We start from the raw sequence: 17,285 nt of genomic DNA on the forward strand, positions 1-17,285 counted from the left end.
ACGGCATCCTCTTCACCATGACCATGACACCCGAACGCGCATTGACGCATCTATGGCAACTCGCAGACGGCGAACCCGACGCGCTGGCCCGCACGACCGTGACCGGGCAGGACCCGGCGTTGCCGTCGACGTTTCACGTCGGTGCGCTTGCCGCCGCGACGATCGCCGCGGCCGGGCTCGCGGCAGCCGAATGTCATCGGCTGCGCACGGGCATCGCGCAATCGGTCGACGTGTCGGTGCGCGACGCGCTCGTCGCGTTTCGCAGCGAGCGCTACCTGCGCGTGGACGACGGGCCGCCGCCGGAGTTGCGTCATCCGGTGACCGGTTTCTTCGAGACGGGCGACGGACGGTGGATTCAACTGCACGCGAATTTCCCGCATCACCTGCGCGGCATCCTCGACGTGCTCGGCTGCGGCCCGCAGCCGCCCGACGTCGCCGCGGCGATCCGTACGTGGGACGGCGCGGCACTCGATACCGCGCTGGCCGACGCCGGTCTGTGCGCGGCATTGATCAGAACCCCTGACGAATGGGCGGCGCACGAGCAGGCGCGCGCGATCGCGTCGCTGCCGCTGTTCGAGATCGAGCGGATCGGCGACGCGCCGGCCGAGCCGATCGGCCGCGGCGAGGCCGACCGGCCGCTGGCCGGCGTGCGCGTGCTCGATCTCACGCGCATCATCGCCGGGCCGGTCGCGGGTCGCACGCTGGCGTCGCACGGCGCGCAGACGCTGCTCGTCAACGGTCCGCACCTGCCCAACATCGCGCCGCTCGTGATCGACAACGGACGCGGCAAGCGCTCGACGTGGATCGATCTGCGCGACGCCGCGGGCGTCGATACGCTGCACGCGCTGGCACGCGAGACGGACGTGTTTCTGCAGTCGTACCGGCCCGGCGCGCTCGCGGCGCGCGGCTTCACGCCGCAGGCACTGGCGGCGCGGCGGCCCGGCATCGTCTACGTGTCGGTGTCGGCGTACGGGCACGCGGGGCCGTGGGCGAAGCGGCGCGGGTTCGACAGCCTCGTGCAATCGGCGAGCGGGATCGCCTGGCAGGAGCAGCAGGCCGCGCATGCGAGCGGGCCGCGCCATCTGCCGTGCCAGGCGCTCGATCATGCAACGGGGTATCTCGCGGCGTTCGGCGCGATGATCGCGCTCGCGCGGCGGGCGCGCGAAGGGGGCAGTTGGCACGTGCGGATGTCGCTCGCGCAGACGGGGCGCTGGCTGCAGTCGTTCGGCGCCGTGCCGGACGGGTTGCAGGCGCCCGATCTCGCGCTGGCCGACGTGCGCGACCGGATCGACCGCGTCGCGTCGCCGTTCGGCGTGCTCGACACCGTGCGGCCGGCAGAGTGGTTGTCGGCAACGCCGCCGGCGTTCGCGCGGCCGCCCGTGCCGCTCGGCACCGACGACGCGCGCTGGTTGTGAGGGCCGCTGGCGCGGCTCGCGTTACTTGCGCAGCTCGACGACGAAATCGTAGTAGTCGTTGCGGCAGTAGGTATCGGTCAGTTCGATCGCGCGCTGGTCGGACGTATAGCCGATCCGTGTGATCAGCAGCAGTGCGTCGTGCGGGGCGATGCCCATCTGCTCGGCGATCTCGTCGGTCGCGTTGACCGCGCGGAAATGCTGCAGCGCGCGCACGATCGGCGTGCCGCGTGCTTCGAGATAGCTGTACAGCGAGCCGACGATCGCCTGCGGATCGGGAATCAGCGTCGCGGGGAACGTCGAGTTCTCGACGGCCATCACGATGCCGTCGGCGAGGCGCAGGCGTTTCAGGCGTGTAACCGATGCGGCCGGCGACAGCCCGAGCTGGATCACTTCGTCGCGGTTGGCGGGCTGGATTTCGCGTGCGAGCCACTGCGAACTCGGCTTGAAGCCGCGGCGCTCGAGCATTTCGCTGAAGCTCGACAGTCGCGACAGCGGATCCTCGTAGCGCGGCTGGATGAAGTTGCCCGCGCCTTGCGTGCGGCGGATCAAGCCTTGCTCGACGAGCAGCGCAATCGCCTTGCGCGCGGTGATGCGCGATACGCCGAGCGCTTCGGACAACACACGCTCGGAAGGCAGCGCTTCGCCGGCCGTCCAGCGGTTGTCGTGGATCGCATCGCCGAGCTTGCGGGCGAGCTGCAGGTAGAGCGGCGTATCGTTGTCGGGGTCGGGGCGCAGGTCCTGCCAGCGGTCGTCCGTGGGTGCCTTCATACAATGGGTATCGATCAGGTTGCGGCCATTCTAAGTCATCATGCCGCGCCGTTATAGCCGGTTTTTGCCGTGTAATAGGCCGGGGGCGCACCGATTGACTACACTGATGCGTCGTATTCGATGCTTCGGCCGCGGTGTGCGGCCACGAACCCGCAACGAGGAAACGGATGACAGACACGATCGCCACGGTCGTTTTGCCAAACGGCGAGACGATTCCGAAGCTGGGCCTGGGCACCTGGGAAATGGGCGAGCGGCCGGCGCGGCGCGCGGACGAGATTGCCGCGTTGCGCGAAGGCGTCGAACTCGGGATGACGCTGGTCGACACCGCCGAGATGTACGGCGACGGCGCGACCGAGGAACTCGTCGGCGACGCGCTTGCGGGCCTGCGCGACGACGTGTTCCTCGTCAGCAAGGTCTATCCGCATCATGCGAGCCGGCGCGGCGTCGTCGCCGCGTGCGACGCGAGCCTCAAGCGCCTGCGTACCGATCGCGTCGACCTGTACCTGCTGCACTGGCGCGGGTCGGTGCCGCTCGAGGAAACCGTCGCGGGTTTCGACGCGTTGCAGCGCGCGGGCAAGATCCGCCACTGGGGCGTCAGCAATTTCGATACGGCCGACATGGCCGAACTCGTCGACGAGGCGGGCGGCGGTGCATGCGCCACCAACCAGATTCTCTACAACATCGCGCGACGCGGCCCGGAATTCGACCTGCTGCCGTGGCTGGCCGACCACCGGATACCGGCGATGGCGTACAGCCCGGTCGATCACGGACGGCTGCCGAAACGCTCGCCGCTCGACGAGATCGCACGGCTGCGCGGCGTGTCGGTGACGCGCGTCGCCCTGGCATGGGTGCTCGCGCAGCCGGGGGTATTCGCGATTCCGAAGGCGTCGCGGATCGAACACGTGCGCGACAACCGCGCCGCGCTCGATTTCGTGTTGAGCGATGACGAGCGCGCGCAGCTTGACGCGTATTTCCGTCCGCCGCGCAGCAAGCGCGCGCTCGAGATGCTCTGACCGGAGTCGGCCGCGCAACGTGTCGGGTCAGTGGTTGCCGCCGGACGATCCGCCGTTGCCGTGACCGCCGCCGTTGCCGGCGCCATGGCCGTTGCCGACGCCGTTGGCCCCGCCATTGCCGGCGCCGCCACTGCCATTGCCGTTACCGTTGCCGCCGCCATTGCCGTGGCCACCGGTGCCATTGGCGCCGCCGCTTCCGCCGTTGCCTCCGCCGGCACCGCCGCTATTGCCGCCATTGCCACGGCCGTTGCCGACACCGTTGGCGCCGCCATTGCCGGCTCCGCCACTGCCGTTGCCATTGCCGTTGCCGCCACCATTGCCGTGACCGCCGCCGCCGTGACCGCCGCCGTGACCGCCGCCGTTGCCGCCGCCGTTGCCGCCGCCGTTGCCGCCGCCGTTGCCGCCGCCGTTGCCGCCGCCGTTGCCGCCGCCGTTGCCGCCGCCGCCGTTGCCGCCGCCGCCGTTGCCACCGCCACCGCCACCGCCACCGCCACCGCCACCGCCACCGCCACCGCCGCCACCGCCATTGCCACCGCCGTTACCATGGCCGCCGCCATTGCCGTGACCGCCGCCGTCACCATGGCCGCCGCCATTGCCGTGACCACCGCCGTCACCATGGCCGCCGCCGTTGCCGTGACCACCGCCGTCACCATGGCCGCCGCCGTTGCCGTGACCACCGTCACCATGGCCACCACCGTGGCCGTGACCGCCGCCATCGCCGTGGCCGCCACCATTGCCGTGACCACCGCCATCACCATCGCCACCACCACCGTGCCCACCGCCACCTGAGGTGCCACCGCCCGAAGTGCCGCCACCTGAGGTGCCTCCACCGGAAGTGCCTCCACCGGAAGTGCCGCCGCCCGAAGTGCCTCCACCTGAAGTGCCGCCACCCGAAGTGCCTCCACCGGAGGTGCCTCCACCGGAGGTGCCTCCGCCTGAAGTGCCACCGCCCGAAGTGCCACCGCCCGAAGTGCCGCCACCTGAGGTGCCTCCACCGGAAGTGCCGCCGCCCGAAGTGCCTCCGCCCGAGGTGCCGCCGCCGGAAGTACCACCACCGGAAGTGCCGCCACCCGAACCACCGTTACCCGAACCACCGTTACCCGACGCATTGCCTCCGCGGCCCGTGCCGCTCGTACTGCCTGAAGTTCCACCTGTCGTTCCACCGACACCGGCGGGCCCGACGGCCCCGTTCCCGTTATTTCCGCCGCTACCGGTCCCGTTGCCACTGCCATTACCGGTGCCGCTGCCGCTTCCATTCCCATTACCGCTGCCGCTCGCACCGGCCCCGCTGTTGCCGACGCCCCGGCCGGCATAAACGTGCACCGCGCACGCGGCCGGATTGGCGGCGCACGGCGAGGCATTCTCGACCAGCGTCATGATGGTGTCCGCGCTGGCGTTCGCGGCGGACGCGGTGTCGGGCGTGGTGTTTTGTGCGACGGCATACGAGCAGCAGCACGCAAACGCGGCCGCGGCCAGCAAGGTTGCACGAGGGCGCCGTCCCGCCGCGCGGAACGGTTGTTTCGTCTTATGCATCATGGCCTCCCCATGCGCGCGATGCCTCGTTGCCGCGCGACTATTCACGTGTGGTGCAGGGGGGCTTAAAAGATTCGTTGTCCTATCGTCAGCCGATGACCTCCTGGCCAGCGCTTGACGCTAGCCGCGAACGCGGATCGGCACGCGGGCCCGCCGTGCGCATCCCACTCTGCGAGATTCGTGCCATCGGCCGCGCGGGGCCGTGGCGCAAGGCGGGCGCAGTCGCGTGACCACGCATGCAACGTCGTTGGGGAGGGTTTTGTTTCCGGAATGAAACGTCGGGGCGTCGTTCAGCGCGCCGGCGCGTCGGCCGCGCGCTGCCAGCGGTGAAACAGGATCGACGCGATCCAGCAGACGAGGAACAGCGCGACGATGCCGTAGCCGATCGAGCCGAAGCGTTCGCCGAGCGCATCGAGCGTGTCGCGCACGGGGCCCGTCAGCGACAGCTTGTCGGCCAGCAGTCCGGCTGCCTCGATCCCGCCGATCGCCAGCGCGACGGCCGCCGACACGAACGTGATGCTCGCGTTGTAGAGCAGCTTGCGCTGCGGATCGTCCATCGCCCAGCCGTATGCGTGAATCATCAGCACGTTGTCGGTCGAGTCGATCAGCGTCATGCCGGCCGTGAACAGCGCGGGAAACAGCATGACCGTATAGATCGGCAGCCCCTGGCTCGCCTGCGCGGCGGCAATCGCGAGCAGGCCGATTTCGGTTGCAGTATCGAAACCGAGCCCGAACAGCACGCCGACCGGGTACATGTGCCAGCTCTTCGACACGAACCGGAACAGCGGGCGCAGCAGCCGCGATACGAGGCCGGCGGGACGATGCTCGTGCGCGCCGTCGTGCGTGTGCCCGGACGCGCCGCGATAGCGTCGCCACACGTCGCGCAGGATCATCAGGTTCACGCACGCGAGCACCAGCAGGAACGTCGCCGATACGGCCGTGCCGATCGTGCCGCCGATCTCGCGGAATGCATCGAACCGGTCGCGCAGCGCGAACGCGGTCAGCGCGATACCGAGCGTCGCCGCGATCACGATCGTCGAATGACCGAGCGAAAAGAACAGGCCGACGCTCATGGGACGCTGGCCGTCCTGCATCAGCTTGCGCGTCGCGACGTCGATCGCGGCGATGTGATCCGCGTCGACCGCATGACGCAGCCCGAGCCCGTATGCGATCGCCGCGGTGCCGAGCAGCAGCGGATGGTCGCACAGCACCGCGAGCGCCCACAGCCAGACGGCGACGTTCGCGGCGATCAGGCCGGCATAGAGGGTCAGCAGGCGGCGCAGGGCAGGGGTGGGCGGCATCGGGCGGGTTCCATCTGACGAATCGCCATCCATTGTGGCACGCGAAAAAAAGCGCGGCGCGCCGATCGACCAGACGCGCACGGGATGCGCGCCGGACGAAAAAAAGCCCGTCCGGAACGAACCGGACGGGCCTTGCGCGCATGCGCCGAAGCGCGAGCGAGCGGCGCTTACTTCACTTTCGCGTTGATCACGGCTTCCGACACGTTGGCCGGCGTTTCCGCGTACTGCTTGAACTCCATCGTGTACGTCGCGCGGCCCTGCGTGGCCGAGCGCAGCGACGTCGAATAGCCGAACATCTCCGCGAGCGGCACTTCGGCGCGCACGAGCTTGCCGCCGCCGCCCGCGATGTCCTCCATCCCCTGCACGATGCCGCGCCGGCTGGACAGGTCGCCCATCACGTTGCCCATGAACTCCTCGGGCGTCTCGACCTCGACGGCCATCATCGGCTCGAGCAGCACCGGCTTCGCCTTGCGCATCGCTTCCTTGAACGCCATCGAGCCGGCCATCCGGAACGCATTTTCGTTCGAGTCGACGTCGTGGTACGAACCGAACGTCAGGTGCACCTTCACGTCGACGACCGGGTAGCCCGCGAGCACGCCGCTCTTCAGCGTCTCGGTGATGCCCTTGTCGACGGCCGGGATGAACTCGCGCGGAATCACGCCGCCCTTGATCTCGTCGAGGAACTCGTAGCCCTTGCCCGGGTTCGGCTCGAGCGTGATCACCGCATGACCGTACTGGCCGCGCCCGCCCGACTGCTTGACGAACTTGCCTTCGACGTCGGCCGCCGTCGTGCGCACCGTTTCGCGATACGCGACCTGCGGCTTGCCGACCGTCGCCTCGACGCCGAACTCGCGCTTCATCCGGTCGACCAGGATTTCGAGGTGGAGCTCGCCCATCCCCGAAATGATCGTCTGGCCGGACTCTTCGTCGGTCTGCACGCGGAACGACGGATCCTCCTGCGCGAGACGGTTCAGCGCGAGGCCCATCTTTTCCTGGTCGGCCTTCGTCTTCGGCTCGACGGCCTGCGAGATCACCGGTTCCGGGAATTCCATCTTTTCCAGGATGATCGGCTTGGCCGGATCGCACAGCGTGTCGCCGGTGGTCGCTTCCTTCAGACCGACGGCCGCCGCGATGTCGCCCGCGCGCACTTCCTTGATTTCCTTGCGCTCGTTCGCGTGCATCTGCAGGATCCGGCCGAGCCGCTCCTTCTTGTCCTTCGTCGCGTTGAGCACCGTGTCGCCCGACTCGACGACGCCCGAATACACGCGGAAGAAGATCAGCTGGCCGACGAACGGGTCGGTCATGATCTTGAACGCGAGCGACGAGAACGGTTCGTCGTCGCTCGGATGACGTTCCGCCGGCTTTTCCGGATCGGCGAAGTCGTGGCCGAGGATCGCAGGCACGTCGACCGGCGACGGCAGGTAGTCGATCACCGCGTCGAGCATCGCCTGCACGCCCTTGTTCTTGAACGCGCTGCCGCACAGCATCGGCACGATCTCGTTCGCGATCGTGCGCTGGCGCAGCGCGGCCTTGATCTCGTCCTCGGTCAGCGATTCATGGTCGTGCAGATACTTCTCGAGCAGTTCCTCGCTCGCTTCGGCCGCGGCCTCGACCATCTTCTCGCGCCATTCGTGCGCGAGCTCGACGAGGTTCGCGGGGATGTCCTCGTAGGTGAACTTCACGCCCTGGCTTTCGTCGTCCCACACGATCGCCTTCATCTTCACGAGATCGACGACGCCCTGGAAATGATCTTCCGCGCCGATCGGAATCTGGATCGGCACGGCGACGCCTTTCAGCCGCTCGCCGATCTGCTTCTGCACGCGGAAGAAGTCGGCGCCGATCCGGTCCATCTTGTTGACGAACGCGATGCGCGGCACCTTGTACTTGTTCGCCTGGCGCCACACGGTTTCCGATTGCGGCTGCACGCCGCCGACCGAGTCGTAGACCATGCACGCGCCATCGAGCACGCGCATCGAGCGCTCGACCTCGATCGTGAAGTCGACGTGCCCGGGCGTATCGATGATGTTGATCCGGTGCTCCGGATAGTTGCCGGCCATGCCCTTCCAGAAGGCCGTGGTCGCGGCCGACGTGATCGTGATGCCGCGTTCCTGCTCCTGCTCCATCCAGTCCATCGTGGCCGCGCCGTCGTGCACTTCACCGATCTTGTGGCTCACGCCGGTGTAAAACAGGATGCGCTCGGTCGTCGTGGTCTTGCCGGCATCGATGTGAGCGCTGATCCCGATATTTCGATAGCGCTCGATGGGGGTTTTGCGGGGCACGTGAACCTCCTGGTGGTTCGGATCGTAAGCGGGCCGTCTGATTGGGTGCCGGCCCGGGCTGGAACTAGCGAGATTTAAAGGATAGCGCTTGTCCGTGGCTTTTGCAGATGCGGGCAGCGGGTGCCGAATCAAGGCGGGCGCCGCCGGCGGGCGAAAAAAAACCGGCGCCCGACGACAAATGACGGGCGGCCGGCTTTCGGTCGGTGCGCGGCGCGGTGCCGCCGCGCGCGCCGGGGCGGTTACTGGGCCCGCGGCAGGCCGTCGAGCTTCATGCCGGGCTTGATGCCCTTCGCGGCGAACCAGCCCTTGCTCATTTCGAGCGCATAGACGCCGTTGTTGCGCGGGCAGTGGTTGTCGGTGGTTTCCGCGCGCATCTCGTCGATGTCGGTGATCGTGCCGTCGGCGCGGATGAACGCGATCGACAGCGGAATCAGCGTGTTCTTCATCCAGAAGCAGTGCACGGCGTTCTCGTTGAAGACGAACAGCATGCCTTCGTTCGGCGCGAGCTGCGAACGGTACATCAGCCCCTGTTCGCGGTCGGCGTCGTTCGCGGCGACGGCCGCGTCGATCACGTACATGCCGGCGCGCAGCTTCACGCGCGGGAACTCGCTCGGCTGCTTGGCGCCGGGCGGCACTTGCGCGCCGGCGGCCTGCATGCCGAGCGCGAGGACGGCGAGCGCGGCGGGAAACACGGCGGCACGCGCAAGGCGGCCGAGCGACGGGCGCAGGGAGAAGTGCACAGCATGGCTCCTGTCTGGAAAACAAGACCCGCATGGTACGCGATGCGCGCCGGCGGGCACAAAAAAGAAAAAGGCAGATCGCCTTGCGGTGATCTGCCTTTCAACGCCGTAAGAACGGCAAGACTGCGTGTTCTTGACTGCGTTATTACAGCTTGCTTACTTAGTTCGAAGCAGCTGCCGGTGCTGCTGCGTCGCTTGCTGCAGCCTTCTTCGATGCCTTGTGGTGCTTCTTGGCAGCGTGGTGCTTCTTGGCAGCGTGCTTAGCCGGTGCCGAAGCAGCTTCTGCTGCTGCCGGAGCAGCTTCCGGAGCCGAAGCTTGTGCGAAAGCAGCCGTTGCGAAGAGGCCAGCGACCAGAGCGGCGATCAGTTTGTTCATGTTGTGTTCCTCAGCTTTAGTTAATTAACCAAATGACCCGGCAATAGGAGTCATGTCGTCTAACGGTGCCATCCACCTTTCGGTTGACAGACGCTTCGAGAAATTTCTCTTTGCGCTGCGGGCGCCGAATCGTATTCGAATAAAACGTCGCTTTCGTGACGCAAACACGGGTTCGGCTGCCAATGCCGGATAGCTAAGGTTGGCATCTGCGTGGTTTAACGCACGATCTCGGCAGGCGGTTGACGAAAAAGATGACGAAAAATTCGCGCGTCCCGGAGGCGTCATCCGGCGGGCGCGAAACCGTCCCATGGCGCGCGCGGCGGCAGGGCAATTGTTTCGCCTGGCGCAATGCCGAGCGCGAATATATCGAGTGCGCCGATGCCGACGCGCACGAGGCGCAACGTCGGAAACCCGACGGCCGCCGTCATCCGGCGCACCTGCCGGTTCTTGCCCTCGGTGATCGCCAGCTCGATCCACGTGGTCGGAATCGCGGCGCGGTAGCGGATCGGCGGGTTGCGCGGCCACAGCGTGTCGGGCGGCTCGATGAATTCGGCGCGGCACGGGCGGGTCACGTAGTCGCCGAGGTCGACGCCGCGGGCGAGCGCCTTCAGGTCGGCCGGCCCGGGTGCGCCGTCGACCTGCGCCCAGTAGCGCTTCACCAGTTTGTGGCGCGGCTCCGCGATGCGCGCCTGCAGCGCGCCGTCGTCGGTGAGCAGCAGCAGCCCCTCGCTGTCCGCGTCGAGCCGGCCGGCTGCGTACACGCCGGGCGTTTTGACCCAGTCGCCGAGCGAGGGCCGCGTCTCGTGCGCGGAAAACTGGCAAATCGTGCCGAACGGCTTGTTGAGGGCGATGAGGTTCATGGCAGGGCGCCCGCCCGGCGCACCGCGGGAGGCGGGAGCGGGCGGTCTATGGCAAATGGCGGAATCTTAATGCATAATACGGAACGGCAAGTCCTCTGTCTTATATAAGACATAAGTGAGGTCTTGATACGCAGTGCCGCGGTTCACGCCGAAGTGCCCGGTTGGGGCGCTAGAATAGCGGCTCGCTGTTGCCGTCACGGGGTGGCCATGCCGCGCCCCCGCCGCGCGCGCAGCTTCGACCAGCATCACCTGCTCAGCCACGTCACTGGAGTCGATCATGCCGTATCAGCACATCAAGGTTCCGGAGGGCGGTGACAAGATCACCGTCAACAAGGACTTCTCGCTCAACGTTTCCGATCAGCCGATCATTCCCTATATCGAAGGCGACGGTACGGGCTTCGATATCACGCCGGTCATGATCAAGGTCGTCGACGCGGCGGTCGCGCACGCGTACAAGGGCAAGCGCAAGATCCACTGGATGGAGATCTTCGCGGGCGAGAAGGCGACCAAGGTGTACGGTCCGGACGTGTGGCTGCCGGACGAAACGCTGCAGGTCCTGAAGGAATACGTGGTGTCGATCAAGGGGCCGCTCACGACCCCGGTCGGCGGCGGCATCCGTTCGCTGAACGTCGCGCTGCGCCAGGAGCTCGATCTCTACGTGTGCCTGCGCCCCGTCCAGTACTTCAAGGGCGTGCCGTCGCCGGTGCGCGAGCCGCAGAAGATCGACATGGTGATCTTCCGCGAGAACTCGGAAGACATCTACGCGGGCATCGAATGGGCCGCGGGCTCCGAGCAGGCGAAGAAGGTGATCAAGTTCCTGCAGGACGAGATGGGCGTGAAGAAGATCCGCTTCCCGGAAACCTCCGGGATCGGCGTGAAGCCCGTGTCGACGGAAGGCACCGAGCGGCTCGTGCGCAAGGCGATCCAGTACGCGATCGACAACGATCGCAAGTCGGTCACGCTGGTGCACAAGGGCAACATCATGAAGTTCACGGAAGGCCTGTTCCGTGACGCCGGCTACGCGCTCGCGCAGAAGGAATTCGGCGGCGAGCTGATCGATGGCGGCCCGTGGATGCGCGTGAAGAACCCGAAGACGGGTAACGAGATCGTGATCAAGGATTCGATCGCCGACGCGTTCCTGCAGCAGATCCTGCTGCGCCCGGCCGAATACGACGTGATCGCGACGCTGAACCTGAACGGTGACTACATCTCCGACGCGCTGGCCGCGCAGGTCGGCGGCATCGGGATCGCGCCGGGCGCGAACCTGTCGGATTCGGTCGCGATGTTCGAGGCGACGCACGGCACGGCGCCGAAGTACGCGGGCAAGGATTACGTGAACCCGGGTTCCGAGATCCTGTCGGCGGAAATGATGCTGCGCCACCTCGGCTGGACGGAAGCAGCCGACACGATCATCGCCGCGATGGAGAAGTCGATCCTGCAGAAGCGCGTCACGTACGACTTCGCGCGCCTGATGGAAGGCGCGACGCAGGTGTCGTGCTCCGGCTTCGGCGAAGTGCTGATCGAGAACATGTAAGACCCCTTCCGGGGTGGGCCGGCACGTTGCCGGCCGCCCCGGCGCTGACTGCCGGCGCCGGAGCGTTTCGTGGATGGCAGGTTTGTTGGCAGGGCGGTCCGGCATGCGGGCCGCGGCGCCGCGATGCGGCCCGCATGCCCTGCAAGGTAGAACATGACGGCCCTCGCAACACCTCCGCCCGGCTGAGCCGGCGCGCCCCTTTCGCGATCGACCCGGTCGCTCCCCGCCGGTTACCGCCGGCGCTCTTCAGTCCCACCATTACGTAGCAATGCTTTGACCACCATGTCCACTTCGCCCAAGATCATCTACACCCTCACCGACGAAGCGCCGGCGCTCGCGACCTATTCGCTGCTGCCGATCGTCAAGGCCTTCACGCGTTCGTCCGGCGTCGCCGTCGAAACGCGCGACATCTCGCTCGCCGGCCGCATCATCGCGGCATTCGCAGACGTCCTGCCGTCGGAGCAGAAGGGTTCCGACGATCTGGCCGAGCTGGGCCAGCTCACGCTGAAGCCGGAAGCGAACATCATCAAGCTGCCGAACATCAGCGCATCGGTGCCGCAGCTGAAGGCCGCGATCGCCGAACTGCAGGCGCAGGGCTACGCGCTGCCGGCCTATCCGGAAGATCCGTCGACGGACGAAGAGAAGGCCGTCAAGGCGCGCTACGACAAGATCAAGGGCAGCGCGGTGAACCCGGTGCTGCGCGAAGGCAACTCCGACCGCCGCGCGCCGCTGTCGGTCAAGAACTACGCACGCAAGCATCCGCACAAGATGGGCGCGTGGAAGTCCACGTCGAAGGCCCACGTCGCGCACATGAGCGAAGGCGACTTCTACGGCAGCGAGAAGTCGGCGCTGATCGCCGAGGCCGGCAGCGTGAAGATCGAACTCACGACGACCGACGGCGCGAAGAAGGTGCTGAAGGAAAAGACGGCCGTGAAGGCCGGTGAAGTGATCGACGCATCGGTGATGAGCCGCAACGCGCTGCGCAGCTTCATCGAAGCGCAGATCGCGGACGCGAAGGCGCAGGACGTGCTGTTCTCGGTGCACCTGAAGGCGACCATGATGAAGGTCTCGGACCCGATCCTGTTCGGTCACTTCGTGTCGGTGTTCTACCGCGACGCGCTCACGAAGCACGCGGACGTGCTGGCGAAGGCCGGCTTCAATCCGAACAACGGGATTGGCGACCTGTACGCGCGCCTGAAGGACCTGCCGGCCGACACGCGCGAAGCGATCGAGGCCGACGTCAAGGCCGAGTACGCGGTGCGCCCGCGCCTCGCGATGGTCAACTCGGACAAGGGCATCACGAACCTGCACGTGCCGAGCGACGTGATCGTCGACGCATCGATGCCGGCGATGATCCGCGATTCGGGCGGCATGTGGGGCCCGGACGGTCAACTGTACGACGCGAAGGCCGTGATTCCGGACCGCTGCTACGCAGGCGTGTACCAGGCCGTGATCGAGGACTGCAAGCAGCACGGCGCGTTCGATCCGGTCACGATGGGCAGCGTGCCGAACGTAGGCCTGATGGCGCAGGCGGCCGAAGAATACGGTTCGCACGACAAGACGTTCCAGATCCCGGCGGACGGCGTCGTGCGCGTCACCGACGAAGCCGGCAACGTGCTGCTCGAGCACGCGGTCGAGGCGGGCGACATCTGGCGCATGTGCCAGACGAAGGACGCACCGGTGCAGGACTGGGTCAAGCTCGCGGTCAACCGCGCCCGCGCGACCGGCGCCCCGGCCGTGTTCTGGCTCGATCCGGCGCGCGCGCACGATGCGCAGATCATCGCGAAGGTCGAACGCTACCTGAAGGATCACGACACGAACGGCCTCGACATCCGGATCATGACGCCGGTCGACGCCACGCGTTTCTCGCTCGAGCGCATCCGCGCGGGCAAGGACACGATTTCGGTCACCGGCAACGTGCTGCGCGATTACCTGACCGATCTGTTCCCGATCATGGAACTCGGCACCAGCGCGAAGATGCTGTCGATCGTGCCGCTGATGGCCGGCGGCGGGATGTTCGAAACGGGGGCGGGCGGCTCCGCGCCGAAGCACGTGCAGCAGTTCGTCGAGGAAGGCTTCCTGCGCTGGGATTCGCTCGGCGAATTCCTCGCGCTGGCCGCGTCGCTCGAGCACCTCGGCAACGCGTACCAGAACCCGAAGGCGCTCGTGCTCGCGAAGACGCTCGACCAGGCAACCGGCAAGTTCCTGGACGAGAACAAGTCGCCGGCGCGCAAGGTCGGCGGCCTCGACAACCGCGGCAGCCACTTCTACCTGTGCCTGTACTGGGCGCAGGCATTGGCCGAGCAGACCGAGGACGCCGCGCTGAAGGCGCAGTTCGAGGACGTGGCGAAGGCGCTGTCCGACAACGAAGCGCGCATCCTGGAGGAACTGGCGGCCGCGCAGGGCAAGCCGCAGGCGATCGGCGGCTACTACCGTCCGAACGTCGACCTGACGAGCCAGGCCATGCGCCCGAGCGCGACGCTGAACGGCATCGTCGACGCGGTCGCCTGACGCCGGGCGCGCACTCGCGCGAGCCGATGCGCGTGTCGACGCGGCGCGGTCAGCCGTTCGCCGCCCGACATCCAATGAAAACGCCCCGGTCGCCCGGGGCGTTTTTCGTTGCAGGCGTGCCATTCAGACGTGGACGATTTCCCATTCGGCGATTTCGTGCGGCACTTCGAGCGTCGCGGTGTCGAGTTCGGACAGTTGCTCGCAGTCGCCGCGGGAGATGTGGTCGGCCGCCACTTCGGGGCACGAGAATGCGCCGAGCAGGGCGTTGCCGAACGTCGCTTCCCAGCCGCCGTTACCCGGCAGGATGTAGAACGACCCGAGCGCTGAACCAAAGCGAAATCCCTTCATTTCCGTTCTCCCTTTCTGATGACGAGCGATTCTGTTATGCCGCCTGCCGGCTCGGCCGGCTGTGGCCCGACTGGCTGCCTGCGCCGCGTTCCGTGTCGGACCGTCGTGGCGAAGCGTCAGTGCATGGAACAAAGTCTACGTCCGCGACCCGCCCGGATGGTGCATGTAGAACGGCTTCTCGAAACAAAAATTCTCTTTTAAAAACAAATAATTATTTCGAGCGTTTTGTATTGCGGAACGTTTTTCGGCATCGCGAAACGAGAAATTTGTGCCCTGCACCACGAATTTTTATAACGCAGTGACTTGTTCCGCATCGTGAAAAATTAACGGGTTTGCGGATCGTCGATGCAGCGGGTGGAAACGTGGGGGCGGGCGCAACGCGCATGGGGACGGCGGACGAGGAGCGACCGCTGGCGAAGCGCCGCTCGGCGATGCCTAGCGTGGCGCCGCATCCGGCACGGTGGCGATGCTCGCTGCGGCGTATCGCCGCCCGCCCGGCGACGGCGTTTTCCGATCCGGCCCTGCGGTTATGATGACGCGACCGCCGCGGCTGTCGCGCGGCGCTGCATGAACAACGAGGATCGATTGATGAGACGGAGAACTTTCCTGTCGCGTGCCATCGGCGTCGCGGCCGCATCGCTGTTCGCGCGCACCGCGTGGGCGCAGCATGCCGGTCACGCGGGCATGGCCGGCATGGATGCGATGGACGACATGGCGGGCATGTCGGGGATGTCGGCGCACGCGCAGCACGGCCAGCCCGCGCCGGCCGCGCTGGCGGCCGCCGACGCGCTGCCGGCCGGCGCGCCGCTCGCGACGTTGCGCACGCTCGCCAACGAAAGCCGCGAGCCCGGCACGTTCCGGGCCACGCTGGTTGCTCAACCGGTGGCGCGACCGCTGCTGCGCGGCGCGCGGCCGACCTTGTTCTGGCAGTTCGGCGCGGGCACGCAAGGCCCCGTCGTCGGCCCGCTGATCGACGTGCGCGAGGGCGATACGGTCGAGATCAGGTTCGTCAACAAGCTGCCGCAGCCGTCGACGATTCACTGGCACGGCCTGCCTGTGCCGCCCGACCAGGACGGCAATCCGTCCGATCCCGTCGCGCCCGGCGCGTCGCGCGTGTATCGCTTCACGCTGCCGAAGGGCAGCGCCGGTACCTATTGGTACCACCCGCATCCGCACATGATGACCGCCGAGCAGGTGTTCCGCGGGCTGGCGGGCCCGTTCGTCGTGCGCGCCGCGGACGATCCGCTTGCCGGCTGGCCCGAGCGCCACTTGTTCGTGTCGGACCTGAAGCTTGCACGCGACGGCACGATTGCGCCGAACGACATGATGGACTGGATGAACGGCCGTGAAGGCCAGTTCGTGCTGGTCAACGGCGCGCGCCGGCCGCGCATCGACGTCCCGGGTGACGAACGCTGGCGGGTCTGGAACGCGTGCAGCGCGCGCTACCTGCGCATCGCGTTCGACGACGGCCGCGCGTTCGAGCACGTGGGCACCGACGGCGGGTTGTTCGACGCGCCGCGGCGCGTGACGTCGCTGCTGATCGCCCCGGGCGAGCGTGCGGAACTGCTGGTGCGTGCCGGCGACCGCGCATCGCGCGCGGTGCTGCAGGCGGCCGAGTACGACCGCCGCAAGATGGCGATGTCGCACGACGCCGGCCACGGCAGCCTGCCGCCCGATCCGGCGCTGGCGCTGGCCGATGTCGCGTTCGCGCCCGCCGAGGCCCGCGCGCTGCCTGCCACGTTGCGCGCGGTGGCGCCGCTGGGCGAACCGGTGGCGCACAAGACGGTCGCGTTCGGCGAGGAAATGGACATGGACGCGATGATGAAGGGCGCGGCGCATGGCCGGCCGGCGGGCATGCGCTTCACGATCAACGGCGACACCTACGCGCCGCACCGTGCGACGCTGACGAGCCGGCGCGGCGACGTCGAGCGCTGGGAGATCCGCAATACGACGGACATGGACCATCCGTTCCATCTGCACGGCACGCAGTTCCAGGTGATCGAGCGGGCGTCGGCCGGTTCGCGCACGAGCGAACCGTTCCGCGCGTGGCGCGATACCGTGAACGTGCGCAGCGGTGAAACCGTGTCGATTCTGGTCACCCAAGACATGCCCGGCGAGCGCATGTTTCACTGCCACATTCTCGAACACGAGGATCTCGGGATGATGGGGACGCTGAAGGTCGTGTAACGAAGCCGCGAAACTGTTTCACGTGCGGATTCGATATCCGATCTGCATGCGTGACAAGACAATGTGTGTTCAATTATCGGGATTGAACGAAAAGGCCGGCCAATCGATTATCGATTGGCCGGCCACAAAAAAAGAAACCCGGCGCAAATGCGCCGGGTTTCTTCGTCAGATATCCGATGCCTTATACGGCCTGGATGTTCGACGCTTGCTTGCCCTTCGGCCCTTGGACGACGTCAAAGCTCACCTTCTGGCCTTCCTTCAGCGTCTTGAAGCCATTCATGGTGATAGCCGAGAAGTGCGCAAACAGATCCTCACCGCCCTCATCGGGAGTGATGAAACCGAAGCCCTTCGCGTCGTTGAACCACTTAACGATACCAGTTGCCATTTCCTACTTCCCCTGTCACACAGTCGCTGCTACTT

15 protein-coding genes are annotated in these 17,285 nt (G+C 66.9%); 5 read left to right on the plus strand and 10 right to left on the minus strand.

The window, feature by feature from the left end:
* The first annotated feature begins 23 nt into the window (after window positions 1-23).
* On the plus strand, window positions 24-1,415 hold the full coding sequence (locus tag DTA15_RS22350; protein ID WP_034178364.1) for a CoA transferase: 1,392 nt from the start codon (window positions 24-26) through the stop codon (window positions 1,413-1,415).
* Between the two features lie 21 nt (window positions 1,416-1,436).
* Here the strand turns inward: DTA15_RS22350 and DTA15_RS22355 are convergent, their stop codons facing one another.
* Entirely contained in the window at window positions 1,437-2,183 is a 747-nt protein-coding gene (locus tag DTA15_RS22355; protein ID WP_006489667.1) for a GntR family transcriptional regulator, read from the minus strand.
* A gap of 167 nt (window positions 2,184-2,350) precedes the next feature.
* Here DTA15_RS22355 and DTA15_RS22360 point away from each other — a divergent pair, with 167 nt between their 5' ends.
* Window positions 2,351-3,196, plus strand: coding sequence for an aldo/keto reductase (locus tag DTA15_RS22360; RefSeq protein ID WP_006489669.1), 846 nt, complete (start codon window positions 2,351-2,353; stop codon window positions 3,194-3,196).
* 27 nt (window positions 3,197-3,223) lie between these two features.
* On the opposite strand, the gene DTA15_RS39165 is transcribed toward DTA15_RS22360, so the two are convergent.
* From DTA15_RS39165 to DTA15_RS38885, 7 genes are all read right to left on the minus strand, one after another.
* Window positions 3,224-4,729, minus strand: a complete 1,506-nt coding sequence (locus DTA15_RS39165) for a hypothetical protein (RefSeq protein WP_041494531.1) — start codon at window positions 4,727-4,729, stop codon at window positions 3,224-3,226.
* Between the two features lie 290 nt (window positions 4,730-5,019).
* Complete coding sequence (locus DTA15_RS22375) at window positions 5,020-6,030, minus strand: HoxN/HupN/NixA family nickel/cobalt transporter (protein ID WP_006490894.1); 1,011 nt, start codon at window positions 6,028-6,030, stop codon at window positions 5,020-5,022.
* Between the two features lie 167 nt (window positions 6,031-6,197).
* Complete coding sequence (fusA, locus tag DTA15_RS22380; protein WP_006490896.1) at window positions 6,198-8,309, minus strand: elongation factor G; 2,112 nt, start codon at window positions 8,307-8,309, stop codon at window positions 6,198-6,200.
* A gap of 239 nt (window positions 8,310-8,548) precedes the next feature.
* Window positions 8,549-9,049: a DUF192 domain-containing protein gene (locus DTA15_RS22385; protein WP_006490889.1), complete on the minus strand. Its 501-nt coding sequence runs from the start codon at window positions 9,047-9,049 to the stop codon at window positions 8,549-8,551.
* A 160-nt stretch (window positions 9,050-9,209) separates the two neighbouring features.
* Window positions 9,210-9,425: a hypothetical protein gene (locus tag DTA15_RS22390; RefSeq protein ID WP_011352970.1), complete on the minus strand. Its 216-nt coding sequence runs from the start codon at window positions 9,423-9,425 to the stop codon at window positions 9,210-9,212.
* Window positions 9,426-9,706: 281 nt separating this feature from the next.
* Complete coding sequence (locus DTA15_RS22395) at window positions 9,707-10,285, minus strand: pseudouridine synthase (protein WP_006490892.1); 579 nt, start codon at window positions 10,283-10,285, stop codon at window positions 9,707-9,709.
* A 66-nt stretch (window positions 10,286-10,351) separates the two neighbouring features.
* On the minus strand, window positions 10,352-10,564 hold the full coding sequence (locus DTA15_RS38885) for a hypothetical protein (RefSeq protein WP_034178370.1): 213 nt from the start codon (window positions 10,562-10,564) through the stop codon (window positions 10,352-10,354).
* On the opposite strand from DTA15_RS38885, the gene icd reads away from it, so the two are divergent.
* Both icd and DTA15_RS22405 read left to right on the plus strand, forming a co-directional pair.
* Window positions 10,563-11,819 (plus strand): NADP-dependent isocitrate dehydrogenase, encoded by a 1,257-nt coding sequence (gene icd / locus DTA15_RS22400; protein ID WP_006478026.1) that lies wholly within the window; start codon window positions 10,563-10,565, stop codon window positions 11,817-11,819. The genes DTA15_RS38885 and icd overlap by 2 nt on opposite strands.
* 282 nt (window positions 11,820-12,101) lie before the next feature.
* A complete protein-coding gene (locus tag DTA15_RS22405; RefSeq protein WP_006490890.1) occupies window positions 12,102-14,330 on the plus strand; it encodes an NADP-dependent isocitrate dehydrogenase in 2,229 nt (742 codons plus the stop codon).
* Between the two features lie 123 nt (window positions 14,331-14,453).
* Here DTA15_RS22405 and DTA15_RS22410 read toward each other — a convergent pair whose 3' ends face one another.
* Window positions 14,454-14,678, minus strand: a complete 225-nt coding sequence (locus tag DTA15_RS22410; protein ID WP_006490888.1) for a hypothetical protein — start codon at window positions 14,676-14,678, stop codon at window positions 14,454-14,456.
* 588 nt (window positions 14,679-15,266) lie between these two features.
* Between DTA15_RS22410 and DTA15_RS22415 the strand changes: the two genes are divergently transcribed.
* A complete protein-coding gene (locus tag DTA15_RS22415; protein WP_012492824.1) occupies window positions 15,267-16,865 on the plus strand; it encodes a multicopper oxidase family protein in 1,599 nt (532 codons plus the stop codon).
* 181 nt (window positions 16,866-17,046) lie between these two features.
* Here the strand turns inward: DTA15_RS22415 and DTA15_RS22420 are convergent, their stop codons facing one another.
* Window positions 17,047-17,250 (minus strand): cold-shock protein, encoded by a 204-nt coding sequence (locus tag DTA15_RS22420; protein WP_006488945.1) that lies wholly within the window; start codon window positions 17,248-17,250, stop codon window positions 17,047-17,049.
* Between the last annotated feature and the right edge of the window lie 35 nt (window positions 17,251-17,285).

It is taken from the genome of Burkholderia cenocepacia, from assembly GCF_900446215.1.
GTDB classification, from domain to species: Bacteria; Pseudomonadota; Gammaproteobacteria; order Burkholderiales; family Burkholderiaceae; genus Burkholderia; species Burkholderia cenocepacia.

Coding starts and splice junctions, on each gene's coding strand:
- DTA15_RS22415 (WP_012492824.1), top strand. CDS start 15,267: ATGAGACGGAGAACTTTCCTGTCGCGTGCCATCGGCGTCGCGGCCGCA.
- DTA15_RS22395 (WP_006490892.1), bottom strand. CDS start 10,285: ATGAACCTCATCGCCCTCAACAAGCCGTTCGGCACGATTTGCCAGTTT.
- DTA15_RS22355 (WP_006489667.1), bottom strand. CDS start 2,183: ATGAAGGCACCCACGGACGACCGCTGGCAGGACCTGCGCCCCGACCCC.
- icd (WP_006478026.1), top strand. CDS start 10,563: ATGCCGTATCAGCACATCAAGGTTCCGGAGGGCGGTGACAAGATCACC.
- DTA15_RS22405 (WP_006490890.1), top strand. CDS start 12,102: ATGTCCACTTCGCCCAAGATCATCTACACCCTCACCGACGAAGCGCCG.
- DTA15_RS22420 (WP_006488945.1), bottom strand. CDS start 17,250: ATGGCAACTGGTATCGTTAAGTGGTTCAACGACGCGAAGGGCTTCGGT.
- DTA15_RS22350 (WP_034178364.1), top strand. CDS start 24: ATGACACCCGAACGCGCATTGACGCATCTATGGCAACTCGCAGACGGC.
- DTA15_RS38885 (WP_034178370.1), bottom strand. CDS start 10,564: ATGATCGACTCCAGTGACGTGGCTGAGCAGGTGATGCTGGTCGAAGCT.
- DTA15_RS22360 (WP_006489669.1), top strand. CDS start 2,351: ATGACAGACACGATCGCCACGGTCGTTTTGCCAAACGGCGAGACGATT.
- DTA15_RS22390 (WP_011352970.1), bottom strand. CDS start 9,425: ATGAACAAACTGATCGCCGCTCTGGTCGCTGGCCTCTTCGCAACGGCT.
- DTA15_RS22375 (WP_006490894.1), bottom strand. CDS start 6,030: ATGCCGCCCACCCCTGCCCTGCGCCGCCTGCTGACCCTCTATGCCGGC.
- DTA15_RS39165 (WP_041494531.1), bottom strand. CDS start 4,729: ATGCATAAGACGAAACAACCGTTCCGCGCGGCGGGACGGCGCCCTCGT.
- DTA15_RS22410 (WP_006490888.1), bottom strand. CDS start 14,678: ATGAAGGGATTTCGCTTTGGTTCAGCGCTCGGGTCGTTCTACATCCTG.